The 26,899-nt window shown below is 56.5% G+C and carries 19 protein-coding genes, 1 tRNA gene and 2 pseudogenes; 5 read left to right on the top strand and 17 right to left on the bottom strand.

Annotation, left to right across the window (positions count from 1 at the left end; translation table 11 throughout):
• Positions 1-58 precede the first annotated feature (58 nt).
• The 3 genes from gltB to GOW60_RS17025 are packed head-to-tail and all read right to left on the bottom strand — an operon-like array spanning position 59 to position 6,483.
• The gene (gene gltB / locus GOW60_RS17035) at positions 59-4,591 is read right to left on the bottom strand and encodes a glutamate synthase large subunit (RefSeq protein ID WP_171230208.1); all 4,533 of its coding nucleotides are present in this window, start codon (positions 4,589-4,591) and stop codon (positions 59-61) included.
• A complete protein-coding gene (locus tag GOW60_RS17030; protein WP_171230207.1) occupies positions 4,588-5,025 on the bottom strand; it encodes a GFA family protein in 438 nt (145 codons plus the stop codon). Before GOW60_RS17030 ends, gltB begins: the two co-directional genes overlap by 4 nt.
• A gap of 24 nt (positions 5,026-5,049) precedes the next feature.
• Complete coding sequence (locus GOW60_RS17025; RefSeq protein ID WP_171230206.1) at positions 5,050-6,483, bottom strand: NAD(P)-dependent oxidoreductase; 1,434 nt, start codon at positions 6,481-6,483, stop codon at positions 5,050-5,052.
• A gap of 230 nt (positions 6,484-6,713) precedes the next feature.
• Between GOW60_RS17025 and GOW60_RS17020 the strand changes: the two genes are divergently transcribed.
• The gene (locus GOW60_RS17020) at positions 6,714-7,517 is read left to right on the top strand and encodes an undecaprenyl-diphosphate phosphatase (RefSeq protein WP_171230205.1); all 804 of its coding nucleotides are present in this window, start codon (positions 6,714-6,716) and stop codon (positions 7,515-7,517) included.
• Here the strand turns inward: GOW60_RS17020 and GOW60_RS17015 are convergent, their stop codons facing one another.
• Complete coding sequence (locus GOW60_RS17015; RefSeq protein WP_171230204.1) at positions 7,518-8,501, bottom strand: complex I NDUFA9 subunit family protein; 984 nt, start codon at positions 8,499-8,501, stop codon at positions 7,518-7,520. It lies immediately after the preceding gene.
• Positions 8,502-8,702: 201 nt separating this feature from the next.
• Between GOW60_RS17015 and GOW60_RS17010 the strand changes: the two genes are divergently transcribed.
• A tRNA-Leu gene (locus GOW60_RS17010) sits at positions 8,703-8,789 on the top strand.
• Between the two features lie 242 nt (positions 8,790-9,031).
• Here GOW60_RS17010 and GOW60_RS17005 read toward each other — a convergent pair.
• Positions 9,032-9,652 (bottom strand): hypothetical protein, encoded by a 621-nt coding sequence (locus GOW60_RS17005; protein ID WP_171230203.1) that lies wholly within the window; start codon positions 9,650-9,652, stop codon positions 9,032-9,034.
• A 189-nt stretch (positions 9,653-9,841) separates the two neighbouring features.
• On the opposite strand from GOW60_RS17005, the gene GOW60_RS17000 reads away from it, so the two are divergent.
• Positions 9,842-12,214: an autotransporter outer membrane beta-barrel domain-containing protein gene (locus tag GOW60_RS17000; protein WP_254444003.1), complete on the top strand. Its 2,373-nt coding sequence runs from the start codon at positions 9,842-9,844 to the stop codon at positions 12,212-12,214.
• A gap of 310 nt (positions 12,215-12,524) precedes the next feature.
• On the opposite strand, the gene GOW60_RS16995 is transcribed toward GOW60_RS17000, so the two are convergent.
• The 4 genes from GOW60_RS16995 to GOW60_RS16980 all read right to left on the bottom strand — a co-directional run bounded on the left by GOW60_RS16995 (position 12,525) and on the right by GOW60_RS16980 (position 17,002).
• Positions 12,525-13,235, bottom strand: coding sequence for a hypothetical protein (locus GOW60_RS16995; protein WP_217355604.1), 711 nt, complete (start codon positions 13,233-13,235; stop codon positions 12,525-12,527).
• Positions 13,236-13,630: 395 nt separating this feature from the next.
• Complete coding sequence (locus GOW60_RS16990; protein WP_171230201.1) at positions 13,631-14,656, bottom strand: hypothetical protein; 1,026 nt, start codon at positions 14,654-14,656, stop codon at positions 13,631-13,633.
• Between the two features lie 51 nt (positions 14,657-14,707).
• Positions 14,708-15,004 (bottom strand): hypothetical protein, encoded by a 297-nt coding sequence (locus GOW60_RS16985; RefSeq protein ID WP_171230200.1) that lies wholly within the window; start codon positions 15,002-15,004, stop codon positions 14,708-14,710.
• Positions 15,005-15,031: 27 nt separating this feature from the next.
• Positions 15,032-17,002: an alpha/beta hydrolase gene (locus GOW60_RS16980; RefSeq protein WP_171230199.1), complete on the bottom strand. Its 1,971-nt coding sequence runs from the start codon at positions 17,000-17,002 to the stop codon at positions 15,032-15,034.
• Positions 17,003-17,463: 461 nt separating this feature from the next.
• Between GOW60_RS16980 and GOW60_RS16975 the strand changes: the two genes are divergently transcribed.
• Positions 17,464-18,036, top strand: coding sequence for a carboxymuconolactone decarboxylase family protein (locus GOW60_RS16975; RefSeq protein ID WP_171230198.1), 573 nt, complete (start codon positions 17,464-17,466; stop codon positions 18,034-18,036).
• 284 nt (positions 18,037-18,320) lie between these two features.
• Positions 18,321-20,819 (top strand): hypothetical protein, encoded by a 2,499-nt coding sequence (locus GOW60_RS21195; RefSeq protein WP_254444002.1) that lies wholly within the window; start codon positions 18,321-18,323, stop codon positions 20,817-20,819.
• Between the two features lie 159 nt (positions 20,820-20,978).
• On the opposite strand, the pseudogene GOW60_RS21450 reads toward GOW60_RS21195, so the two are convergent.
• From GOW60_RS21450 to GOW60_RS16940, 8 genes and pseudogenes are all read right to left on the bottom strand, one after another.
• Positions 20,979-21,164: pseudogene (locus tag GOW60_RS21450) on the bottom strand (EamA family transporter); the annotation flags it as partial.
• 130 nt (positions 21,165-21,294) lie between these two features.
• Complete coding sequence (locus tag GOW60_RS21190) at positions 21,295-21,501, bottom strand: hypothetical protein (protein WP_254444000.1); 207 nt, start codon at positions 21,499-21,501, stop codon at positions 21,295-21,297.
• A gap of 109 nt (positions 21,502-21,610) precedes the next feature.
• Positions 21,611-21,685: pseudogene (locus GOW60_RS21185) on the bottom strand (hypothetical protein); the annotation flags it as partial.
• Positions 21,686-21,786: 101 nt separating this feature from the next.
• Complete coding sequence (locus tag GOW60_RS16960) at positions 21,787-22,686, bottom strand: EamA family transporter (protein ID WP_171230197.1); 900 nt, start codon at positions 22,684-22,686, stop codon at positions 21,787-21,789.
• A 187-nt stretch (positions 22,687-22,873) separates the two neighbouring features.
• The gene (locus GOW60_RS16955) at positions 22,874-23,512 is read right to left on the bottom strand and encodes a DsbA family protein (protein WP_171230196.1); all 639 of its coding nucleotides are present in this window, start codon (positions 23,510-23,512) and stop codon (positions 22,874-22,876) included.
• Positions 23,512-24,135: an NAD(P)H:quinone oxidoreductase gene (gene wrbA, locus GOW60_RS16950; RefSeq protein ID WP_171230195.1), complete on the bottom strand. Its 624-nt coding sequence runs from the start codon at positions 24,133-24,135 to the stop codon at positions 23,512-23,514. The genes GOW60_RS16955 and wrbA overlap by 1 nt, the downstream gene beginning before the upstream one ends.
• A gap of 107 nt (positions 24,136-24,242) precedes the next feature.
• The gene (locus GOW60_RS16945; protein WP_171230194.1) at positions 24,243-25,130 is read right to left on the bottom strand and encodes a LysR family transcriptional regulator; all 888 of its coding nucleotides are present in this window, start codon (positions 25,128-25,130) and stop codon (positions 24,243-24,245) included.
• Positions 25,131-25,465: 335 nt separating this feature from the next.
• Positions 25,466-26,860 (bottom strand): alpha/beta fold hydrolase, encoded by a 1,395-nt coding sequence (locus GOW60_RS16940; RefSeq protein ID WP_171230193.1) that lies wholly within the window; start codon positions 26,858-26,860, stop codon positions 25,466-25,468.
• Between the last annotated feature and the right edge of the window lie 39 nt (positions 26,861-26,899).

Below are 26,899 nucleotides of genomic sequence, written 5' to 3'. Positions count from 1 at the left end.
CTGTAGACCCGCGTGCTGCAAATGGCACGCGGGGCAGGTTTTTTGATGGAATTTCGGCTTACTCCGCCGGAACTGCCGTGACTTCTTCGCTCAGCGGGTGGCTGAGTTTGTTGAGCATTTCTTTGGGACAAACCTGTAGGAAGTTGCCCTTTTCCACATCCCAATGCTGGAGAATATCCGCGGCCTTGCGGCTGTAAGTCTCCTCGGCGTGACGCGTGATCAAGGCTTTCAATTGATCCACCCAATGGTCCACGGTGACCGGGCAGGTCACAAGCGTTTCCTTGTTCATCAACGCTTCGGCCTTGCCTTCGGGATCGTACAGATATGCCATGCCACCGGTCATCCCGGCACCGAAATTGGCCCCGATATCACCAAGAATCACGGCCACACCGCCGGTCATGTACTCACACCCGTTCGAGCCACATCCCTCAACCACAACTTTGGCACCCGAGTTGCGCACGGCAAATCGTTCACCCGCGCGGCCAGCCGCAAACAGATGGCCGTCAGTTGCACCGTAGAGAACCGTGTTGCCGATGATTGTGTTGTCGTCTGCCTTCAGCGGGCTGACCTGCGGCGGGCGCACAACGATCGTGCCGCCAGATAGGCCCTTGCCAACATAGTCATTGGCATCCCCCGACACTTCCAGCTTCAGACCCGGGGCAGCGAAAGCCCCCAGAGACTGACCGGCCGAACCCTGGAGTTTCACGTGCAGGTGGTCATCCTGGAACGTGTTCCGCATGCCGAAATTCTGCACAATGTGGCTGGAAATACGGGTTCCGACGGTGCGGTGCGTGTTCTGGATGGCATATGACAACTGCATCTTCTCGCCGTCCTTCAGGAACCGCGCCGCATCGCGCACGATCTCGGCATCCAGCGTGTCGGGCACGGCGTTGCGGTCCTTGTCGCGATTGTACACGATGTTATGCGCACCATCGACGGTGATCAGCAGCGGGTTGAGATCCAGATCGTCCAAATGTGCCGAACCCCGGCTGACCTGCGCCAGCAGATCGGCCCGACCGATGATTTCATCCACGGAACGCGCGCCAAGGCTGGCCAGCAGCTCGCGCACTTCCTGCGCGTAGAAGGTGATCAGATTCACCACCTTGTCCGCGTTGCCGGTGAACTTGGCACGCAGCGATTCATCCTGCGTGCAGACGCCGACGGGGCAGGTGTTCGACTGGCACTGACGCACCATGATACAGCCCATCGCGATCAGGGCGGCGGTGCCGATGCCGTATTCCTCGGCCCCCATCATCGCTGCCATGACGATGTCGCGCCCGGTGCGCAGGCCGCCATCGGTGCGCAGAGTCACCCGGTCGCGCAGGTTGTTCATCGCCAGAACCTGATGCGCCTCGGTCAGGCCCATCTCCCATGGCAGACCAGCATATTTGATGCTAGTGGCGGGTGAGGCACCCGTACCGCCGTTGTGACCCGAAATCAGGATAATATCCGCTTTCGCCTTGGCCACACCGGCAGCAATCGTCCCAACGCCCGAAGACGCCACCAGTTTCACCGTCACCTTGCAGCGCGGGTTGATCTGTTTCAGGTCATAGATCAGCTGCGCCAGATCCTCGATCGAGTAGATGTCATGATGCGGCGGCGGAGAAATCAGCGTAACGCCCTTGGTGGAATGCCGCAGACGCGCGATCAGGTCGGTGACCTTCATGCCCGGCAGCTGGCCGCCCTCGCCCGGTTTCGCACCCTGGGCAACCTTGATTTCCAGCTCTTCGCACTGGTTCAGGTATTCGGCGGTCACACCGAACCGGCCCGAGGCCACCTGCTTGATCTTGGCCGAGGGGTTGTCGCCATTCGGCTCCGGTACGAAGTGTGCAGGATCTTCGCCACCTTCACCCGAATCGGATTTCGCGCCGATCCGGTTCATGGCCACGTTCAGCGTCTTGTGCGCCTCGGGGCTGAGCGCGCCCAGTGACATGCCCGGCGTGACGAAACGCTTTCGGATCGAGGTGATCGATTCCACTTCTTCGATCGGCACCGGTTTGCCCAATGGTTTGAAATCCATCAGGTCGCGCAGATGGATCGGTGGGTTCGATTGCATCTTGGCAGAATACTGTTTCCACAGCTCATAGGACGCCCTGTTGCACGCCATCTGCATCATATGCATCGAGGTCGCTTCCCACGCGTGGGTTTCACCCGATTGCCGCGCCTTGTAGAAACCACCGATCGGCAACACGTCCAGACCGCTGTTCCAGCCCTTAGCGTGGATTTCTTCGGCCTTTGCCTGAATACCGGTGACGCCGATGCCGGAAATACGGCTGGTCATACCCGGGAAGTACTCGGCGACCATCGCGCGGCTCAGGCCTACAGCCTCGAAATTCAGACCTCCACGATAAGACGAGATCACCGAAATTCCCATCTTGGCCATGATTTTCAACAGGCCCTGGTCGATGGCTTCGCGGTAGCGCGCAACATTTTCGGTCAGGGTGCCGTCCAGCAGCCCACGATCGATGCGATCGGCCAGCGAGTCTTCGGCCAGATAGGCGTTCACAACGGTCGCGCCACAGCCGATCAGAACCGCAAAGTAATGCGGATCGACACATTCAGCCGAGCGTACGTTCAAGGAACAGAACGTCCGCAGGCCCTGGCGGGTCAAGTGTGAGTGCACTGCGCTGGTGGCAAGGATCATCGGCATCGCCACACGATCTTCACCCGAGTTCATGTCGGTCAGCACCAGATGCCCTGCGCCGGACCGTACCGCCTCTTCAGCTTCGGCTCTGACACGGGCCAAAGCCGCGCTCAGCGCACCCTGACCGGGCTCAAAGCTGCAATCGATCTCGGCCAGCGGAGCATTGAGGTTCCCAACCAGTTCATCCCATTGTGCGTTTCCGACAAAGGGGCTTTCCAGAACGATGATCTCGGTCTGGCTGCTGTCCTCATCCAGCACGTTCTTCAGGTTCCCGAACCGGGTTTTCAAGGACATGACGCGGTATTCGCGCAAACTGTCGATCGGCGGGTTGGTGACCTGGCTGAAATTCTGCCGGAAGAAATGGCTGAGCGGACGGTATTGCTTGGACAGAACCGCCGAGGGCGTATCGTCACCCATGGACGCCAGCGCCTCTTTGCCATCTTCGGCCATGGGGGCAAGAATCTGTTCCAGCTCTTCGACCGAATAGCCTGCCGCGATCTGGCGTTTGCGCAGATCTTCGCCCGAGAATATCGGCTTTTCGGTCACGCCCGCCAGCGCCTCGTCCAGATCGTTTATCTTGCCGACCCATTCGCCAAACGGCAATGCGCTCGCCAGCTTGTCCTTGATCTGCTTGTCGCGGTACAGCTTGCCCTTTTTCATGTCGACGGCCAGCATCTGACCGGGGCCCAGCGCGCCTTTTTCGGTCACTGTGGACTCATCAATCGGCACCATGCCGGCCTCGGATCCTGCAATGACCAGACCATCGCCAGTCACGACGTAACGCATCGGACGCAGGCCGTTGCGGTCCAGTCCAGCACAGACCCAGCGGCCATCCGTCATGGCCAGCGCGGCTGGGCCGTCCCACGGCTCCATCACCGAGTTGCAGTAGGAATACATGTCGCGCCACGCCTGCGGCAGTTCCACCGCCTGCTTGGACCAGCTTTCCGGAACCAGCATGGTTTTCGCCATCGGGGCCGAGCGGCCCGCACGCACCAGAACCTCAAAAACAGAGTCTAATGCGGCCGAATCCGACGATCCTCCGGCGATGATCGGTTTGATATCCTCGGCATAATCCCCAAACGTCGAGGACGCCATGCGGATCTCGTGGCTTTTCATCCAGTTGATGTTGCCTTTCAGCGTGTTGATCTCGCCGTTATGCGCCAACATGCGGAAGGGCTGCGCCAGCCACCATTGCGGGAAGGTGTTGGTGGAATAGCGCTGGTGGTAGATTGCAAAGGCGGATTCAAACCGTTCGTCCATCAGGTCGGGATAGAAGACGGCAACCTGCTCGGCCAGCATCATGCCCTTGTAGATGATCGAACGGCAGGACAGCGACGCCAGGTACAGCCCGGAAATACCCGCAGCCGAGGCGGCCTTTTCAATACGGCGACGAATGACATAGAGTTCACGCTCAAAGGTCTCTTCGTCCACACCTTTGGAATTCGAGATCAGGATCTGCTCGATCTCGGGCCGGGTGGCGTTGGCTTTTTCACCCAGACAGGTGACATCGACCGGCACGTGACGCCAGCCATAGATGTAATAGCCCATGCGCAGAACTTCGCTTTCCACGATGGTCCGACACTGTTCCTGTGCGCCAAAGTCGGTGCGCGGCAGGAAAACCTGACCAACAGCGATCAGTTCGTCCAATTTGGGCTCGTGGCCTGTGCGCCTGATCTGATCGTAGAAAAACGAGACCGGAATCTGCACGTGAATGCCCGCGCCATCACCGGTCTTGCCGTCAGCATCAACCGCGCCGCGGTGCCAGATCGCCTTGAGCGCGTCGATACCGGCGTCCACAACCTTGCGCGACGCTTTCCCATCCACGGACACAACGAGACCCACACCGCAGGAAGAATGCTCTTCTTCCTCGGAATAGAGACCATTTTCAGCCATCCATTTGCGCTTGGCTTTTTCGGCCCGCACCCAATCGGCATCATATTTGGTCATTGGCTGTCTCCTTCGTCAGAGGGGGCGTACATGGCTTCGACCTCGGCTTTGGTCATCTGCCGGCGTTCGCCTGCGAACGCGTAGCCCTGGGGCTTTTTGTCGATGTAAAGTTCAAGTTTCAGTGGGTTGCCTGCGGCGTTGTCAAACAGACCTGCCGCCATTTGCGTCTGGCCGTGCATCTCGCCCGGGAGCGTGATCCGATACCAAAGCGCCGAGCCGCAATCGGCGCAAAAGGCGCGCTCGGCCCAGTCAGAGGAAGTGAAGGTTTTGACCGGGCCAAGCGCGGCATAGCCTTCTTCGGCCTGAAACGTCAACAGCATGGAACTGGTCCAACGCCGGCACTGGTCGCAATGGCAGGCCCCCAGCGCATCCCGCGCCGGAGTTGCCGTCACCGTGACCGCACCACACATGCATTGGCCTTGCAATTCAGGCATTTCGAAGCCTCCTGATCACCGGGATTATTCGGCCGCAACGGCAGATTTGGCATTGAAGCGTTCGATGATCGCACCAGCGCAGTCACGACCGTCCCGGATCGCCCAGACCACCAGCGAGGCACCGCGCACGATGTCACCAATTGCATACACTCCGTCCATTTCGGTCTCGCCGGTTTGGAACGCTGCCTTGATCGTACCCCAGCGGGTCACGGGCAGGTCGGGCTGGCCGAACAGCGTCGGCAGGTCTTCAGGTTCGAATCCAAGCGCCTTGATCACAAGATCGGCGTCTTCGACATAGTCCGCGCCTTCGATCACTTCGGGGGCCTGACGACCGGATGCGTCCGGCTGTCCCAGGCGCATCTGCTGAACGATGACACCCTTGACCGTGTCTTCACCCGTGAACCCCTTGGGCGCGCTGAGCCATTCGAAGATCACGCCTTCTTCTTCGGCATTCTGCGTTTCACGCTGTGACCCCGGCATGTTGGCCCGGTCCCGGCGATACAGACATTTGACAGAAGTCGCGCCCTGACGGATCGAAGTGCGTACGCAATCCATCGCAGTGTCACCGCCGCCAATCACGACGACTTTCTTGCCGTGGGCGTTCAAGCGGCCGTTGTCGAATTCTTCAACCTCGTCGCCAAAGCTTTTCCGGTTCGAGGCTGTCAGGAAGTCGATCGCCTTTTCGATCCCGGCCAGACCGCTGCCCGGCATTGCCAGGTCGCGCGACTTGTAGACGCCGGTCGCAATGATAACGGCATCATGCCTGGCCCTGATTTCTTCGAACTTGGCCGCATCCACGTCGCAATTCAGAACAAACTCGACCCCACCATCAGCCAACAGGTCATTGCGGCGCTGAACAACGTCTTTTTCCAATTTGAACCCCGGAATGCCATACATCAGCAGGCCACCGGCCCGGTCATAGCGGTCGTATACCGTGACCTGGATACCAGCCTGGCGCAGCATATCCGCAGCGGCCAATCCACCAGGGCCTGCACCAATGATGCCCACGCTTTCAGCGCGTTCGGCCGATGGAGCAACCGGCTGGACCCAGCCCTTTTCCCAGGCGGTATCCGTTATGTATTTTTCGATCGAGCCAATCGTGACCGTTCCATGGCCCGACTGTTCGATCACGCAGTTGCCCTCGCACAGGCGGTCCTGCGGACAGATGCGCCCGCAGATCTCGGGGAAGGTATTGGTGGCCTGACTTACCTGATAGGCTTCTTCCAGGCGCCCGGTCGCAGTCAGGCGCAACCAGTCGGGAATATTGTTGTGCAACGGGCAATGCGACTGGCAGTACGGAACACCACATTGGCTGCACCGACTTGCCTGCTCGGCTGCTTTTTCAGCGGCGAACTCGGAATAGATCTCGTCAAAGTCGTCCTTGCGGTCATTCGCAGCACGCTTTTCCGGCATGACGCGGTCGATCTGCACAAATTTCAGCATCGGTTGCTTGGCCACGGGTCAGACTCCATGAATTGGCTAGGTTCCGTTTCTTTACGGGATGCGCTTTTGGATGAAAAGTCAATTATACTGACCTAAATTGAAAAAATGCAGCGCGCCTTTAAGAAAAAGGGAAAATAATTGGAAATTTTAGATCCGATTCGGACCTATATGCGCGCTTTCCTTTTTTCCATCGCCCTTATACCCATAACCCACAAAGAACACGTGGCAGCAGCACGGCAGGGCAGATGAGTTTGTTTCACCTGATTCTCGTAGCAATCATTCAGGGAATCACTGAGTTTTTGCCCATATCCTCATCTGGTCACCTGATCCTGCTGCCCAGCCTGTCGGGGTTGCAGGATCAGGGTCAAGCCATTGATGTCGCGGTACATGTGGGAACCCTGGGCGCCGTGGTGCTGTATTTCCGGTCAGATGTAAAACAGGCCCTTGCCGGATTGCCGCGCGCATTGACCGGACGGGCGGATACACCGCAGGCCCGGCTTGCTCTGGGCCTGATCGTTGCAACTGTTCCTACGGTGATCGCGGGCCTCATTCTGCATGTCACCGGGTTGAGCCAGGCCATGCGCTCGATCACGGTCATCGGATGGACAATGCTGGGTTTCGGTCTGCTGCTGTACTGGGTGGATCAGAAGGCCCCTGAAACCAAAGAGGCCGAAAACTGGGGAATACGCGACGCGATGATCATGGGCCTTTGGCAGGTTCTTGCCCTGATCCCAGGCACGTCCCGTTCCGGGATAACCATAACCGGCGCGCGGCAATTGGGATATACCCGTGAAGACGGCGCGCGGATCGCGATGTTGATGTCGATCCCGACAATCCTGGCGTCGGGCACACTGCTGGCATTGGATGCCGTGCGCGGGGCCGATATGCAACTGGCCCGGGATGGGGCCATTGCGGCGCTGTTTGCCTTTCTTTCGGCCCTGCTGGCGCTCAGTTTGATGATGCGGCTTCTGCGCAGCGTCAGCTTCACGCCCTACGTCATCTACCGCGTCATTCTTGGCGTGATCCTTTTGATCATGGCCTACAGCTGATCAGATACGCAGGTTTTTGGCCGAGTTCTGAATGTCGTCATACTGACCCGAGGGGCGGAATTTCCACAGGTATTCCGGCAGCACCGATTCCAGCGTGGTCGGCACGATCCCAAGGTCTGCAAAAGACTTTGCGCCCTCGGCGACAACATTGTCGTGACGCAGGTTCTTAAGCTGATCGCGCGTCATAATGTTGTTGGGGAACAGCTGGAAGCTGACAAATTTAACGATATCCAGCACACCCGCCATAATCCGCGCGGCAAAGAACGGCAGGCCGATGATGACGCGGCGACGGTGAATCACTTCAAGCATTTGCTGCATCAAAGCACGAAAGGTCTTAACCTCGGGGCCGCCAAGCTCGTAAATACCCGGCTCTGCCTGCCCCAGAACGCCTTTGACGGCAGCCTGCGCCACATCGTCGACGTAAACCGGCTGGAATTTTGTCTCGGCCCCGACCAGAGGCAGGAACGGTCCCATGCGGGTCATTCCGGCGAAACGGTTGAAGAACTGGTCTTCGGTACCAAAGATCACCGAAGGACGCAGGATCACGGCATCTGGCATATGTTTCAACACGCCCGCTTCACCATGTGCTTTGGTCCGGGAATACGCACTGGCTGAATTCGCATCCGCACCGATGGCCGAAATGTGAACCATCCGCTTGATGCCCTGCTCGGCCGCCAAACGCGCGATGCGTTCAGCTCCTTCGGCCTGAACGGTATCAAACCCGTTTTTGCCAAGCTCGTTCAGCACACCCACGCAGTTGACAACCGCATCGGCGCTCTGCATCGCCAGCGCCACCGAGGCATCATCCCGAATATTGCACAGCACCGGTTCGACCTGACCCACAGCACCATAGGGTTTCACGAACATGGCCTCGTTCGGACGACGTACGGCCACCCGGACACGCCACCCCTCTTTCGCCATGCGCCGCGCGATGTAGCGACCGACAAATCCCGATCCGCCAAAAATCGTCACCAGTTTCGACATGAGAGGGCTCCTGCTGAGAAATTGCGCCCTAGAACTAGCGCCCGCAGGCCAGTCAAACAAGGCGCTAATTCGCCGCGACGGCGTTGAAAACCATGCGTGGAAAACACCGGCCGGGAACCGAATTCAAAAAACTTAAAAAAATCTCACCGAATCTGGTTGACGCCCCCCGCGACTAGGCTTAAACGCCCCTCCACGACACCTGCCCAGGTGGCGGAATTGGTAGACGCGCTAGCTTCAGGTGCTAGTGTCCGTATGGACGTGGAGGTTCGAGTCCTCTCCTGGGCACCAAATCTCAGATGCAAGTATTTGATTTAACTGATATTTTCATCTTTCCTTCCCTTTCTATCCACCCCGATATCCACCCTTTGTAACACCGTGTCCGCGTTTTCCGATGGATATTTAGGGATTCCGAAGGTTGGTGACTGTTGGTGTAAATAAATGTTGAATTGCGGAAGCACGCGAAAGCCAGAACGGCGGGTCTAGCGAAAGAAGCACGGTGAAGAATTCACCGCCCCCGAAGTGCTCTGAGTTCACATTGCCTTAAGGTTAACTGCCAGCCTACCCAAGTATCGCAGCAGCGACTTGTTCGACATTTCCTCCCAATGCTCCAACTCCGCAACAAGGCGATAATACGTGCGCCAGTGCATCCCCTTCGGCTTCGTTCCTTCCATCAGATCCGGATCGTTCAACCAACCCAGGCGTTCGCGTATTTTATCAGCACGCCTTTGGTTACGTTGAAAAGTAGTTTCTCGCTGGGACGGATATGCGAGTTGGTGGCAATGATGACACGCGAAAATACGCCCACCATAGAGCTTAGCGACACGTCGACCGCAACCGCGCGCTGGGCAAGCGAACCAGTAGCGATGGCCCCCGTAATGACATGGCTGAGAAAGCAGTCGCACTGGGTAGTCGAGGCTCTCCCAATCGTCGCCGTGGTCCCGGCTGCGATAGATTAGTCTCACACACCCATGCTCGGCCAGTACGTCGATGCTGGCGACTTTTTTGCCCTCGATAGACCATTGCCATGAAAAGCGTCGTCCAGGCGTCAGAAAGCCCTCACGCGCCCAGCGCCGCGCATCGATGCTGCGATAATCGGAAGTCGTGTTCTTTGCTCCCCAATGCCAGTGCCTACCACTTCCAATACCGCCCATTTGCTTCTCCAGATTTTATCGAAATCATAAGGGAGAAGCTTCTGCAAAGAAATAGATGTTCTTACTATGTTCTGATGTCGGGATATATATAACGCAGTCAATCGTTTTACTTTTCTTGAGCACTCCAAAAAACTTACCGTGTATCACAAGTGGGTGTACTCTCGCTTATGGAGTAAGAGGAGGAAGCTGATGGAAACAAAAGGCCCGGCACTTGCTGCACTATATGCTCAGTGCCCAGTTTTCATTAAGTTAACGCTGGGAGTCTTGGTTTATGTGTTGGTGGTGGACCACGCACAAGCCCAAACCGCACAGGGTTGCGTAGAATTGGGTTCTCCTCGAATTGAGTATTCATCTGGATCTCAGAGCACTCGCGTTAATCAAACAATTTCAACTACGGAACGTACGTGCCTACCGATTCCAAACGGACCCATTACTGGACTTACAATTGGAAACTCCTCAATCACGTCCACTGGTGAAATCGAACTGTATGTTCCTGGCCAAAATACTGTTCCAAGTAATGCTTCAGTATTAACTCTTCTGAACGTTGATGTCGCGGCGGGTAGCGGAGACTTTGTTTCCCGGAGAGCCTTAGCAACAAACATCAACGGGAAGCTCAGGGTGAACCTGATTGGAACTTCGATTGGTTCTGGCAGATCAATGACGTTCGCTCCATTTAACGGCGCGAATATTGACCCTACTGAAGTTTACTTCCAGTCAGACCGACCGTTAACCTACGACAATCTGACTGTTATGGGGGCCACCGAAGTGGTTTTCGGAGCCTACTATATCCAGACCCGGGTTACTGAGGCTTCTGATTTCACACTGACGAGTAGTTCGATTTCTTCAACCAGTGACATGGCCATAGCGGCAGGCACGACTGTTCGGCTTGATGCGACAAGCAGTTTAAACACCGTAAACTTTGAGAATTTTGGCACGTTGGCCGGAACGGGAACCGTTAACGCATTCAACTTCACGGTTAAGAACGGGGGGGTGCTTTCGCCGGGCTTTTCAATTGGTACACTCGACAATAGTGGCGGAATCGCCTTCGAAACCGGGTCAAGGCTCTTAAGTGAAGTCGATCCGACGGCCGGACAGAAGGCTGACTTGGTTTCATCCAGCGGGCCGGTAACAGGGATTAACAGCGCTACCATACAAGTCGAAGCCGCTCGCCCCGGCCTGACTGCGCAGGACTATGTTGCTGGCAACGACTACACGGTTTTTCAAGCTTCGAGTTTTGATGGAAACTCCCCGACTCTTGTCGCTGGGGGATCGCTGCCTGCTCTTTCCAGTCTGAGTATCTCAAACACGCCGACTACAGATGGTCAGATTGATATCGCATTCACCGCTCAACCTGTCTCAAGCTTACCCCAGAACCCCGCAGTTACCAATTCGCCAAATGCCAGCAATCTCGCTGGTGCGGTGGCCAACACCACAATCATGTCACCCGGAATCAGTCTGTCCAACGGCTCAACCTTGGGCAATGCCGTTAACACGCTTACCAATTCAGGGTTGGCTGGGTTTAACCGTGTGCACGCCGAACCCTATTCATCCAACCTGACCGTTGGGCTTGAACAACTAGACCTGATAACCAACACAGTGCTGAGCCACGCTGACTGCCGCAAGTATCAAGCGGTCGGCTTCAGCAATGAAGATCAACCCGTTGCATCAGGTGGCATCGACACGGTCCGCAGCCCTAGTGGCGCAATCGACTGCTCTGATCGGCGCTGGTGGATCGACACGGCATATGTGAGCGGGGACGTTGATGGAAGTAACGGCCTCGGGACATTCGACTATTCGCTCGGCACTATTTTGGTCGGAGCGGATGTCGCAAGTACCGATAGAGGTGTGGTCGGAGTGTACGCAGGCTTTGGGATATCCTCCATGGATGAGCACGATCAAGTCGATCAGGACTTTTCGACCGATAGCTATCACGTGGGCGTCTATGGGCGTACAACAACAGGAACGTGGGAGTTTTCCGGGCTGATCGGTTACATGTTCGGTGAAACTGACGCCAAACGGAATAACCCTTCTGTTGATGGCTTTACGGGAGGCGAGGCAAAATCGGATTTGGACCAAGAGGGAATTCATGCCGGCGTCCAGGCCCGGAAGCTGTTTAACATGGACAACGGTGCAAGGGTTTCTACGGTTTTTGGATTGAACTACGGGCGTATCCAACAAGGTTCAGGCACAGAGACTGGCGGTGGTGATTTCAATTACTCGATTGGAAAAGCGAACGCGGAGTCTCTGGTCGCTTCCATTGGAGTTGACTACCAACGGGACTTCTTGACAGAGAATGGTGTGCTAACCCCAATTGCCTTTGCTCGTTACGAGTATGACTTCTTTGCCAACAAAGACCGTGAGCACGAAATCACAGTTACAAGCCCCTTATTCGGAACATTTACACAAGTCGGACAAAACCGAGGAGCAAACGGATTCGTTCTTGGGCTAGGACTGGGCTATCAATTATCTGAGCTGGCCAGACTAACGGCTGGATATGGCTATTCGGTTCGCTCCAATGGCCAAGAACACGGCCTCGGTGCAAACTTAAGTGTTCGGTTCTGAATTGGCAGTACGGTTGTTTCAAAATTAGGGATCACACACACCGACAATCGTTGTTGGGCCTTCACAAACGAGCCCGTTGGACGTCCGCTTTGTCCAAAAGTAGGCATTCAACGAATTTGGGCGCACGGTTGCTTCGAGCCCGAAGCGGAAGTGCTGTCATACAGTCCTTCGCGGACGCAGCAGACCTTTCATAAAGGCCCGTGGCTGCGCCGCAGAAAGAAAAGCGGACGTTAATTCAAAGCGCAGCGAACTATGGGATACGGACGTCCGAGTTGGCCGGCTAACCGTCATACTGCAAGAGTGTGTTCTGTCACGGCAGGTCTTGAAAAACTACGCCGTGCCGCACGTATCTATAGCCGAGAATCGCGGCGGCAGTGACCGCCGAGAGTAGGCCGTAAATTAGCAAGACGCTGAAATAAGTTGCGACTTGAATGGCCATTTCAGTGGCCTGTTTGGCTCGAGTGGTGGCTTTTATGTTCGCATACAGGTTCGTAAAGAAAGTCGTCTGATCGCTGACCGGCGTGAAATGAACGATCTTTTGCCACCCGTCACCGCTGCAACGCGCGGAGATCACCTCAGCTCCTTGCTCGAAAGACATGTTGTTGCACCGAAGATAGATGTCCTGCCCGTGAATGGATGAAAGGGCATCCCTGTTGCCGCCCAAGAGAAAGGCTGCGTCCTGACCGAGAAGGCGTTGTGCCATGCGGTCTTCAAATTCAAAGTCGGTGTCGACGCCGAACAAGGGGGTGGTGGAGATGATTCTGCCCTCGGTGCTGATGGGTTCCATGTAGAAGTCCACCGGCGCTTTCTGTTCGAAAAACCAGATGTCTAGGTAGTGTTTGCGGTCGCTTTCGACTCTTTCACGCTCCATGTAGCGCATCTCGCGGCACGACCCATCTGGAGAGCAGATCATGAAAGTAAAACCGGAAGACGGCAGGACTGTGTGGTAGAAAGCGACACCGCACAGAAACAGCGGAAACGCCAGTACAATTGTCAGTCTCTTGAATTGTGCCGTATTCATATTCATACCCCCGCATTTTCTCCTCGTTCCCATGTCTATGTGTCCTGAGTTGGGCAGAAACGTGGATAGCCCGCATCCGCCATTGCCAGCAGATCGTCGGTTGCGGATGTGGTTGCGGCGGCTATTGGTTGTGGTCGGAGTCATTTTATCCGGCTTCTAAAGAGAATCGTTTTTCAATCACTTTCAGTTTGATAGAGCGCCGCCGTAAACGTCGGCTTGGTCCCGCAGAGCGGTCATTCAGACGGAACGCAGCGAACGACTGCTTTGAGCCCAAACCAGCAGATTGCAGCACCCACTTCGAATATCCGCTTCCGGACTGCCGCCCAGGGTTAAGAAACAGACTATCTCGACAATGCGGCGAACGGCATCAAAGTCCGCCTGACAAAGTGGCAATGCTATTGGAGTGCTTTAGTCAATGCAGAGACCAGCGCGTTCGGATCTTCCTCCATGCGGGGGAGAAGTACTGTTCTCACGACGTCGTTCAATGCCCTATCCGCTTGGGCAGCGGCTGGGTCATCGTGATCGACGAAGACTTCGAATGCTTCAGTGGCGGTTAAGACTGCGCCCGGCACATGCGCCACGCCCTGCAGCAATGCGCTAATGCCCAAATGTTCCACTTGATTGCTATTAGTAGGGGGGCCGACGAATACGGGATTGAACCCGTCAACTCCCCAGACCTGGCTCGCGGTAAGGCCTTCGCCCGTTGCGTATTGATGGATGTGCGGCACGCTAAAGTGGCCGATGTAGCCGTGGCTCCACAGGGGGCGATGCGTTAAGGGATTGTGCCTGCTTGTGCCTGATAACAGAGCTTGCCAGATCAACAGAGTGGCCTGTCCCTCCGTCTGGGCATGGCGTTCGCGCTCTGCCCGCGTACTCTCTGGCAGCGTTTCGATATAGTTACGCGAAAGCGGCAGCAGCGCCAATGCGCCTTCCAAGGCATTGGGCCTGTGCTCAAGAAAAGCCGCGTAAGCATCGGATAGAAGAGCGACGTGAATTGCTCCAGCATCTGATGCCATTGCTTCGGTGAGTGTATACACAGTCCAGCCCGCCTCACGAAGCGCTGGCGTGCTCACATCCCAAAGCGTCGGTGGCAAGGCTTGACCGCGATCCGCGCTGGCTGCCGACAATACCTCTATGGCATTGGCATACGCGCTCAGTGTAGCCGCGTCGACCTCGCCTGCTTTCAGTCGAGACAAGTGGTCATCGATACCGAGATCGCTTAGCTGACCGGTCGGGTGAAGGCCGACTGCCAGAAGGCGTTGCTCCAACTCTGATGCGCTCAGGAGCGTCGGTTCAGGCGGCGTTGTCTCCGCCACGTCCCTTAGTGTTTCAATCGTTAACAGTGGGCGAGATACAAGCCACGTCATGCCCGCCGCGATAAGAAGCGCAGCCGCTAGCCAAAGAAACGCTGACCGCTTCATGAAGTTTCCGACCCGCGCCACGTTTTTTCAGAAGACGTCACGCGTCTTGTCCTATTCCTGCGCCAGATAATCTTCAAAACCCTTCACGGCGCCGTCAATGATCGTGCAGTTACCTGCCGCGCGCATTGTTGGGTCGTCCCAATACACATTCCAGAAAACGACGATACTTTGGTCGTTCAAAATGCCTGGAAACACGGAAATCGCGGCGTTTGGCAGGTCAGAATATTCGGGTACGTCCCACAAATAGTCGTGGCACAGTTGGAGCGCGTCAGTCGTTTGACGGTCGAATGCATGGGCAGACGATGCAAAGCCAATCGCCAAAATCGTTGCCGTGAGCAGGGCTTTCATTGGACTCTCCATTTGCTTAAGCGGTCTTCAATTCTCGACACTATGTAGGCTGCCGTCCGGCATCAAATACGGTAGCCGTAGATCCGAGACGCATGAGCCATCGATGCCTGCCCCGGGGTTTTCCAGAAACGCTTCGCCAATATCGCGGGCGCACTGGCTGAACACAAGGGCCCCGTGCCCGGTCTCCGGGAACAGGAGCGACTGACTGTTGGGCAAAGTACCTGCTGCTAGCCTACCCCAAGAAGATGCGGTCTGTGTGTCAATCTCGCCAGACAGGATCAATACCGCGATGTCGGAAACTACGGCTTCAAGGTAGTTGTCTCGCGGTACCGGTGTGAACTCGCTGCAATCTGCAAATAGGCTCGGTATTTCAGCTAGAGCCGCTGTCATCAATGGACCGTACCCCAACTCTGCTACTAAAGCGCCAAACCCCGCCGCTGAGTTGAAACCGTCTACAAAATCTTCCTGACATGCGTAAAGTAAGAGCTCGAACTCACCCTCCATAATGGTTTGCAAAGCTGCGTTATCTGTCGCGATCAAGCTGAAAACACGCTCGATATCTTCGGGGCTGAGCAAAGCGATCAATGAGGCCAACCGTCCTGCTGTCGCCTCATTGAAATGGGCGCGGACTAGATCCAGCAACGCTCCAGCACGCGGCGTTTCAAACCGGAGGTTTAGATAATCTTGCGCAAACATCAAGCGATCCGCCCGTTCAGGCAACCCGGCCAGAGCATCTTCAAGAGCATCGTCAAAGAACTCTCCCAACGAAGCCGGTTCTAGATCTCGGTCGCGATCCGCTTCAAGCTGCTCCAAAGCCAAGGACGCAGTGTCGGAAGCAATTTCCATTTGCGACATGGCGTTGATTGCAGCTTGCGCCAGAGCCTTTTCATCGGCGCTCAGGTCCAACGTACCCGCCAACAACGCCTCTGCGGAGGGCTGGGGTGGAAGGTCACCGTTGATGATTTGCGTAATGAGGTCGACCGTTCCCTCCTCAAGCTCTCTGACCAGTGCCGGCGCGTAAGTGGTGAAGCCCCGGCTCGTTGGGTCGGACCAATCGTTTCTGCCGGAAAAAATGCTGAATAGAACTTGCCCGGATATCTCGATCCCCGCAGCCTCCAATGGACGTGCCTCTAAGTCTTCAAGGAGGTCAAAATACCGCTGCGTTATATCGGGATACGCCTTCGCACAGATAGGATCCGCTTCACACGGTGCGAACGTATTAAAAATGGCCTCGGTGTGTGGGACGAACAAAGTGTCGTAAAGCGCGATTTGGGGTGGAGCGACGCTGTCCAAAACGACTGCACGCACGCCTTCTGGCGCAGAGCGCATAACTTCTAGCGCGAGCTTGGTGCCATATGAAACCCCATAAATATTGTACTCAGCGTAGCCAAGAGCCGACATTACGGCTCGCACATCTAAAGCATTTTGGGTCGTGTTGAACTGCGGAAGATCGAAGCCTCGTTCGGTCAATTCCGAAATGCAGTCGCGAACAAGTGCCGTCTCCAGCTGAGGTAGGTCTGCGCCGCCCAATTGATCGACGATTGGCTCCAGATTTTTTGCCAGAGTCCCGAAGCAATCCATATCCGGGGCGCTTGCATCGACGCCGCGTTGATCGAACGCCACGACGTCCCTTCGCCCCCGCAAATGGTCAAAAAACAGACTGAGCGAGCGCACAGATTCAACTGAGCCGCCGCCCGGCCCACCGTGAAGGTAAACAACCGGGTCTGCCACGGGTGCCAGTGAATGAGCCTTGAAAACGATGAAGCTCAGGTCCAGGGTCCTGCTTTGAGCATCTCTGTGGTCCTCAGGTACTGCCACGATACCGCAGATTACAGTTTCTCCGTCAATCTCATCGGGGACGACGGGGCGCGTGCACGGAGTGACTTCGACCGGATAGCGCGTATCTGCTCCACCCGCGAATTGAGCTTCAAAAGCCATCGGATCAGAAGGCTCTCCAAGCAAAGCAGATAGGACGGCAAGAATTTGTTCGGGAGTCATGGTCACACCGCATAAGGCTGTTGATTTTTCTATAACCTTAGATCAGTGGGCTGCATTTGCGAACCGATTGGAAGTTGTCCTTCCGTCGCTTCAAATCCAAACACTAGGGATTGAGAGGTTGTGTCAGAGCATCTTTGCCAAGGGCACCACCCTGTAGAATCCGGAGATCGAAAACTAAACAACCAACGACAGCTTTGTCCGTAACACAGAAATCGCCACGCTTGGATTTGAAGCTCCGGATTGGGATCAAGCCGGACATTGCAGACTTACGAGAGCGGCTCAAACGAAATCTCCCTTCTCCAAACGACGAACGTCCTGGGGTGTCGTCAGGCAAACCTGCCGTTCGCAGTATTCCGGCGGAATCTCTGTGCGGAACCCGGAATTGCTTTAAGGTAGCGTACACATCGTTGCTTCCTCACTTTGAGGCCAAGCTATCCATAGCAAGATTGAAAGAAAACTGAATGAAACGTCTTTTTCCATCTCTGCCGGAGGACGCGACACTTGGAAGTGTCTATCAAGCCTTTCCAGACAAACTTTCTCCGCTTTGTGCATACGAAAGCCTTGTGATGAGGGGTGAAAGCGACCTCTCGGTTGCGGAACGTGAATTAATTGCAGCCTATGTTTCGGGCTTGAATGCTTGTGCGTATTGCCATGGGGCGCACATCGTTTTCGCCAAAGCCTATGGCATCGCGGTCGAGACAATCGAGGCGCTGATGGCAGACCGCAATACGGCACCGGTTGAGGATCATCTCAAACCGTTGCTGGCGTACATTGAAAAGCTCACTGTCTCGCCATCACGAATGACAGAAGCCGACGCAAATGCGGTCTACGCGGCAGGCTGGTCAGAGAGCGCGCTGTTCGATGCTATCCAGGTCTGTGGTGTCTTTAATCTCGTGAACCGCTTCATAGAAGGAACAGGTGTTCAAAGCCCTGGCACCGATCCAAGAGATGCGGACGAGGCCACTCTAAGCCGATGCCGTAGTGACAGCTTCTATACCGATTTTGGACGCGAGAACGGCCTCGACATCCGTTGAATTGATGTTGTTTGAACTTTCAAACGACGACAAAAAGCTGGTCCGATAAAACGGCAGATGCGTCCTTCGCTCTCGGGGTTAAATCATTCGTCGATACCAGTCGGCACCTTCAGTTATTTTGGTAGATCCATGTTCAAGCCTCAATGATCCGTCTGCTTTTCGTAGATAGCCCATTTTCTGATAAGGTTTGGAGACTTGTGGTCTTTGTAAGGGGAGCGAGTTGCTTAAATTTGACGCTGAAACAACGAGATTACTTGAAATCGCCTATCTGCGGAGTGTCGTTAATGCACGCCATCGATGATCTCGGATGGCCTGAAGCGTACATTGAGCTTCTGCCGCTGATAACTGACCGCTGGTTGGTAAAGGATGAGATTTATTTTCACCGGCAGCTAAGTGCCGGTAAGTCCGGAGCTCTAGTTTATATTGTCGACATTACATGCGACACGTTCAGCGGCCAGGCCATTCTTAAGTTCGACGCCCTGCCCGATCCGGAATGGAATGAAAAGGCCGAAAACCAAAGGCATCTGGAAGCGTTTGAAGCGGTTCCCGCGTTTGGATCAAAGCACCTGGCGCGCGTCGTCCACTCTTTGGAACACGAGGGTAAGATTGCGATCCTTTCCACCGTTGTGGCGCAAGGACTTGAATACTCACTTCCCTGGAACGATTGCGGCTATGAGCCGGCCTTGAACGTTCTAGAGCGGCTGTCGAGAAGCCTGCTTGATGACTGGAATATCGATTACAAGATGGCGCCTGGCTTGCACTCGCCTCAGGATCTGCTTGCTGGATGGCTCGGCTACAGGTTGGATCCTGAGCCAGGCCGGCTACATCACTTTCTTTTGGATGTTTGCGGACATGACCCGCACGAGCGTTGTCTTATGTTTGAAGGGCATTGGTACCCAAACCCGCTGGCCTTTGCCTGTGAAAAGAACCTGCCGGGCCGGTTGAGCGTAAGAGCGGCAAAGGGACGGGTGCATGGGGACCTCCATGGCTACAATGTACTGGTTCGATCGCACCAGTCCCGCGATCCTGATTATTTTCTGATCGATTTGGCCTTGTACGAAGACAAGCAATTCTTGTTTTACGATCATGCGTATTTCGAGATGGCGTACCTTCTGGCGCGGCGCGGAAACTGCATACCTGCCCAATGGGATGCCATCCTAGATGACTTAGGCCTCTTTCATTCGAAACACCACACATTGGGGCTTTGGCAGGATGACGTCGGCCTCGTCGAGTTCGTCAGAACTCTTCGGCGAGGCGCTATGAGTTGGGTCGAGCGCCACGAAAGCCATCGGCTAAGCTTTATGGAAAGCCAATACTTGCTGGCCCGTGTCGCCGTGGGCCTGAATTTTGCACACAAGAACCTCAACGTCGGCGCACGCAGCCACGCATTCTTGTATGCAGCTCACAATCTCAAAGACTACATGACACTCAACAATGTTGAATGGCCCAGACACGGTCCAGTGTTCCGTTTTCCAGCGACACGGGGAGCTATGTCTGATTCTCAATCTAAGGCCGAAACGCTTGCACCAATAACCGAGCCTCCACCCGAAAAAGACCGTCTGTTTGATCAGATGATCACTCAGCTTCCAGCGCCGCAAAAACCAGTAATCGCAGTGCTACCTTTCGACTGCCTTAGTGGGCAAAGCGACACCAACGGGTTTGTGGCTGGCATCAACCATGAACTTGTAACCGAACTTGCCAAAGTGGATTGGCTGTCAGTCGTCTCACCAACCTCCACCCAGCTCCTCAAGGATGCTTCTTTGGTTGGAGAAGAGATCGCACAACGTCTCGGGGCCCACTATTTGGTAGAGGGTTCCGTGCGTTATGACGATCAGCGCGTTCGCGTGACTGCCCATCTAGTAGATACATCAACCGGGCATGATCTTTGGGCTGATCGCCTGGATCACAAGACAGAAGATGTCTTTTCCTTGCAGGAGGAGATCGCGTCAGCCGTTGTCGGGCACATAGATTGGGAGTTACGATTCGACTTGCGCGAACAAGCCCGGTTGAAACGTGGTGAGGTCAACGTTTGGGACAGGGTTCAAAAAGCGCTATGGCATCTCTTCAAATTCACAGATGAAGATACACAGAAAGCAAAGGATATTCTAACCAGAACTATCGACATCGCGCCAGACTATGCACTTGCGCACGCGGTGGTTGCGAACGCCGAGCTTCGGAAACTATTCTTCGTCCAGGTCGATGATCGGGAAGAGGCGAAGGAACGCGCTCTATATCACGCAGAGCGGGCCGTGGCATTGGATGAACAAAGTAGTTTTGCGCACGCAAGTCTTGCCCGTGCCTACACTCAGTTCAACAAACACGATACCGCGATTGCAGAGGCTCAGCTCGCGGTCAGTCTAAATCCAAGCGCGGCAAACGCTCATTTGGTTCTTGGGTATGCGCATCTCGCAAACGGGCAGGCAAAGCTCGCGTTATCGCATTTCGAGACCGCTACCCGGTTTGGGCCATCGGGTCCTTATTTCAAGGTGAAATTGTTGGCTAAAGCCTTTTGCCTTTATGTTCTCGACAGTTTTGGCCACGCCGAAAGCTGTGCGAGAACAGCATTGGAGGGAAAATCGGTTGATCCGTTCGGTCGCTATGTACTGGCGGCAATACTGATTCGGCAGAAAGCCATAGGCGCCGCGAGACGAATGATTCGTCAGAGCCAAGAAAAACGCCCCGATATGACCTGTTCCCGCGTCCGTCTGGCATTCGAAAACCTGCAACAACGCGATATTGACAGGTTCGTTGAAGATCTTCGGGAAGCTGGGTTGCCGGATTGAGCTTGGCCCTTTTCGGTCTGCCGGGTGCCGCAAAAGCACTTCTTTCGAATCGTTCAGCCAGATAAGACGCCAGGCCCCGTGCCTCTGGCAACGCATGTACCAATGAGGCGGATGGTCCGCAGCCGTTGGCCGATGGTGCAAACGGGTTGCGATCAAAACACCACTGACAATCAACGCACCACCAACGCCTTGATAGGTCTGAATGTCCATGCCCTTTGCAACCACGGCTTCGACCGCAACGAATATCGGCACGAGATAGGCAAATATAGAAGCTGTCGAAGCACCGACTTCGTTTGCACCAAAATTTATCAGGTGGAGGTAGATAGCACTCATGCCAACATCAATGAACAGGATCGATCCCTAAACCTGCCAAGAGTAGTCCAATGGCTGAGATGTACCAGTTTCATTTATCACAATGAACGGCAGCAGGACGACAATGCCAACAACGAAAATCACGAATAAATCTTCATCTGGCTTAGGGTGCATGCGCCATTTCTTCAGAAGAACCAAATACAACCCGCGGCAGGCTTTGGAGACTATCAGCAAAAGAAAGGCGAGCGCGGACGCATCGGCCGCGGACCAAAACCAGCCACCCGGTCATGAGCCCCATGAGACTGACAGCGATCAACACGGTCTGGATCAGCCGGAAGACCATGGCCGAAAGCGCCAGGCCCGGCGCCATGGCGCGAAAGATCCGGTAGAGCAGAATGGCCAGAGCGGCACCGCTGATGCACCATCACGAGATCGGCGGCGATGGCCAGCCGGAACCGCCCCGGCGCGGCTAGGATCGCCTCGCCCGTGGCCCCGGCATCGCCGAGATCGATCAGGGGCGCGCGCAGGCCGAGTTCGGCACCAAGGCCCTTCATGATGATCGCGAGGTAAAACAGCCCGGCGAGCCGTATCTCGCACGCAAGATCGGGGGTGAGGTTAAGCTTGGGCATTGGGACCGTCCTTTATTGAAACCTGGTCAGACATTTCTTGCAAGCACCGGCCTGTGCCGCGCGAATGTAGCACGGGCGCTGGTCCGGTTCGCGCGCTGCCCCGCCCAGACAGAGGCAAGGACGATGACCGCGCCCAAGCCCTGCAGGGGTGAGAGCGACTGCCCAAGCACCACCCAGCCCAGGAAAACCGCAGTAACGGGGCTCATCATGCCCAACATGGCGACGGCACCGGGCTCGATCCGGGCGACACCCCGGAACCAGAGCGCATAGGTGGCTGCCGCGCCGATGAGGCCAAGCCAGACCAGCCCGGCCAGGTTCGTTGCCGTCAGCGGTGGCAAGGGCGGTTCGATGATCAGTGCGAACGGCAACAGGACAAGCCCCCCGGCGGTCAGCTGCCACGCAGTGAAGCTCAGCGCCGAGACGGGCGGCTGCCACTTGCGACTGAGCACGGTACCCGCCGCCATGGAGGCGGCACCGCCCAGACCCGCGGCGACACCGATGGGATCGAGTACGGCCTCGGGTCCGATCAACAGCAGTGCGACGCCCAGTATGCCGGTTGCCGCCGCGGCGACCGCGCCAGCCCGGATCGGTGTGTCGAGCCAGCCGCGCGCCATGAGAATGACCATCATCGCCTGCAGCGATCCGAGCGTCGCCGCGACCCCGCCCGGCAGCCGATAGGCGGCCACGAACAGAAGCACCCAGAACAGGGCGAAGTTGAAGCTGCCGAGCAGGAAAGCGCGGCCAAGCCATGCGCGTGGCGGCAGGCAGCGCGTGAGGGCAAGCAGGAGCAGGCCGGCGGGCAGCGCGCGCAGCGCGGCAAGGGTCACGGGATAGCCCACCGGCAGCGCCTCGGTGGTGACAATATAGGTGCTGCCCCAGATCGCCGGGGCGAGCGCCGTGAGAAGAATGTCGCTGGTGCGTGACATGGATTTGTATCTCCTTGTTCGGGACTCACCAGAGCAGGTGACGGGGCAGCCGGGGTGGTCTGGAGCAGGCATCAAGGCCGATATCGCGCCGCATGTGCGGCGAGAGATCCTGAGCCAATTCGCACAACCTGCGGCGGTGGGTCCGGCCGCGCGAAAGACGGGCGAAAGAGGTCATAAGGGTCTCCTTTCAGGCGACAAGGCGGAGGGCGGCGCGGAGCTGTGCGGCAAGGTCTTCCCGCGGTCCGTTGACGAGGCGCGCGCCTGTTTCGCGCACGATGAGCGTGGGAATGAAGTGGACCTGAAGAGCGCGGGCCAGTTGCCTATCGGCTTCGACAACCCGGGCCGTGTGTGGATCGTCGAACGCATCGCCAAAGACAGTCGCCTCGAACCCGAGATCTCGTGCCACTGCCAGAACGGTTTCGGGGTCGGCAATATTGCGGGCTTCGCCCAGATGCGCTCGTTGCAGGCAGTCGAACATGTCCCAATGTGCGGCTTGCCCGCCAATGCGTTCGGCGGCCTTGCAGCCGAGGGCGGCGATCATACCGTGGGGATAGTCGAAGGGCGCTGCCCGCATGGCGTCGATATCGACAAGCTCCGGCCGGTCGCCGACCTGGCGGCAGGCGTCCCAGTGGCCAAGGATAGTCTCGCGGGCGTCTTCGGGTGCGCCCCAGCGTGCGGCCATCTCGGCGCGGCTGGCCTGCAGGACGAAGGTCCGGTGCCGGATATCGAAATCGAACTCCTCCGCAAGCCCGCGCATCCGCGACGAGATGTTGAAGCACCAGCAGCAGACGACGTCGTGAAAGAAATCTATTGTAAGGGACGGCATCACGCGGCCTCCTCTTGCCAATCCGCCCCGGCAAGGCGCACGGCGATCCGGGCGACATGCGCGCCCTGGAAGCGCGCCCCGGCAAGATCGGTCCCGGATGGTGTGCGCGACCCGTCGGCTCCGGCGATGGTGCCCGCGCCATAGGGCGCGCCGCCTACGATTTCCTCGCCCGCCTTCTGACCAGCAAAGGTATAGGGCATGCCCGCGATCAGCATTCCGAAATGCTGCAACGGGATCTGGGTCGAGAGCAGCGTCGCCTCGTGCCCGCCATGCTGCGAGCCGGTGGAGGCGAAGACGGCCGCGACCTTGCCGACCAGCGCGTTCCGCGCCCAGAGGCCGCCCGCTTGGTCGAGAAAAGACTTCATCTGCCCGGCCATCATCCCGAACAGCGTCGGGGTGCCGAAGATGATGGCGTCGTAGCTTTCCAGGTCGGCGGGAGACGCAACCGGGGTCTCGTCGGCCGCGAACCCGGCCTTCTGCCGGATCTTCTCGGGGATGGTTTCGGGCACGCGCCGCAGATCGACATGGGTGCCGGGCACCGAGCGCGCGCCTTCGGCCTCGGCCTCGGCAAGCGCGCGGACATGGCCATAGCTGGAATAGTAGAGAACAAGAACGCGGGTCATGGGATCCTCTCAGTGTTTCGGGTTTCGTCACCTAAGAAGATCGGCAATGAGGCGGCCCGGAATAACCGGACCGCTCTCAATTCACTCTTTACGTGGATTGAAGAATGTCAGGGGCGCAGCGCGGCGCGCAAGTGATCGAGAAACGCCGTCACTTTCGCATCCATGCCGAGGCGCGAGGCCGTCAATGCGTAGATTTCAGGCGCTGGCAGTTCCCAATCGGGCAGTACGCGGACCAGCTCGCCGCGCGCGACCGCATCCTTTGACACGAAATCCGGCAAGGTGCCGATGCCCTGGCCGGCAATCAGCAGGTCGCGCAAGACAAGGCTGTTGCCGACGCGGATGGGCGGATCAAGGTCCACGGTCACCGTTTCGGATGGACCGTGAAGGGTCCAGGCGATGAGGTGATCGGCCAGCAAAAAGCCGATGACACGGTGATCGGCAACGTCCAGCGGCGTTTCTGGAGCACCGACGCTGTCCAAGTAGGACGGCGCGGCAAAGACCTGTTGCCGCATCGTCCCCAGCTTGCGGGCCACAAGCGCGGAATCCGGCATCGCCGCCCGGATCCGGATCGACACATCGAAACCTCCCTCCACCATGTCGATCACCCGGTCATCCATCGAAAGCGTTAGGCGCAGATCGGGATAGGCGTCGAAAAACCCCGGCAGGATCGGCGCAATGACGGTCTGACCGAAGGAACTGGAGGCGTTCACCTTGAGATGGCCGCGTATCACCCCGGCGCCGTCACGGATGCGCGTCTCGACCTGGGACACGGCATCAAGGATACCTGATGCTTCCTCGTAGAAGAGTTGGCCAGCATCGGTGAGTGACATTGAACGCGTTGTGCGGGTGAGCAATACCGTGCCAAGGCTCTCCTCCAAAAGCTTTATCTCGCGGCTTAGAAGAGCGGGAGAAACCCCGAGATCCTCCGCTGCACGCGCAAAGCTGCCTCGCTCGACAATGCGGCGGAAGGCGTTCATGACAGAGAGCTTGTCCATTGTTGCTTTCGACCAGTCCAACTGAAACGCTGCCTTGTGCGTGCGATCAAGTCGGGGAATACCATGAATGCGGATCTCGTGCGAACAGGCCGCAAGACTGCTCGGCTGTCAATTCGCCTCCCTCTTAAAGGATACCATATCTGCAAAACCCGCCAATCCCATGATCCGCATTCGAACCATGAACAAAGACCACAGGCTCACCTTCGGCGTATTGTGCGTAGGATAGCCTGACTGCATTTATCGCAACTCTGTGTTCCATTACTCTGGCGAAGTACTCTTGTTGCATTTGTTTTGAGAGATACAGCGCCAGACCCGAAGGCACTTGGAGCAATAATTCAGCTGTGTTCAGCCAAGAAAGCCAAGGCATCCCTCTCAAAACGTGGCCATTCCGGGTCGTTGTCAGGGATGGTATGGTTCGAGCTTTCGTAGGCGATGAACTTCGCGTTGGGCAACCCCTTTGCAAACAATCGTCCTTGTTCGACCGGTTGCATCCTGTCGCCGGTCCCATGGCAAACAAGGCATGGGACCTCGACCTTGGACAATATCGGTGAGATATCGATGTTATCAATCACGCTGCGATACCGCCCCATGTTTTCGGGTGAAATCATCTTTCGCATATCTTCGGCATATTGCCGCCGTTCTTCTTGGCTTGCGCCCGGCACGATGATTTGCGCCATTAAGTCACGCAGAGACGGATAATCATCGTCCCACCCGGCAGTCATCATTTGCTTAATTGCGTTGGCGCGTTCCACATCTTTTTGCGACGTTCTTTTTGCCCGACCAATGGGGAACCCACCCATCATTATGATTGCAGACACGCGGTCAGGTCGGCGCGCTGCGAAGGCGGCTGCTACTGCGGACCCCTGCGATATCGCAAGGATCGGCGCGCGCTTGATACCCGCTGCGTCGAAAACGGTTTCCAAGTCATCAACGAATCGTTCGAACGTGCAAGTTTCTGCATCCCAGTCGGATAGACCGTTGAGCCGTGCATCAAAACGGACCAAACGATGTCGATTAGCGATGGATGTGTAAATTGGAGCTTTCCCCGGATTGCGCCAGTCAAGTTCCAAGTGTCCAATCCAGCTTGGCGCCTTTACTACCGGAGGACCGTCCCCTACTGAGCTCCAGGCCAGACTAATGTTGTCGTCAGTTTTGCAGTACCGAATTTCCTGCGTTTTGGCGAAGTTAGCGCGCGATTTGGACACATGTTCATCGGTGAAGTTGATCGACAACACTTCGATCGGCTGTTCAATGCCTTTGAACGTGTGTAGCCCTTCTCGGCGCAAACGTTTGGCATAATCCGCTCCGGCAAGATCACAAAGTACCTTTGAGGCCAGAATGCCCCCGGGTTCAGCTGCCGATTGGAGCCGCGCAGCGATGTTGACTCCATCTCCGAAGATATCGTCGCCATCGACGGTGACGTCGCCGACGTGCAAACCCGCTCTAAGCTGGATACGTTCCGGAACCAGATAAGGTTGGTCTGGCTCTCTTAACTCGGTTTGAATTGCAATTGCCGCTTCTAGAGCGTTTCCTGCTGACGGAAATTCAATCAATGCTCCATCGCCCAACAGTTTGACCACCCGGCCAGATTTTTGTTCAACGATCGGCGTTACCAAATCGCGGTAAAGGGTGTTCAGTGTTTTGAGAAGTAGCTTGGAGCCGCCCTGCATCATCCGACTGAAGCCGACGACATCGAGAGACACGATTGCAGCAAGGCGGCGTTGACTCATGGTTACTTCCCGCAAGTTGGCTCGAAAACACTACCACGT

Source organism: Ruegeria sp. HKCCA4008 (assembly GCF_013033125.1).
In the GTDB taxonomy this organism is placed as follows: Bacteria; Pseudomonadota; Alphaproteobacteria; order Rhodobacterales; family Rhodobacteraceae; genus Ruegeria.
The sequence above is the reverse complement of the archived record's forward strand: the minus strand, read 5'-3'. Positions and strand labels throughout refer to the sequence as shown.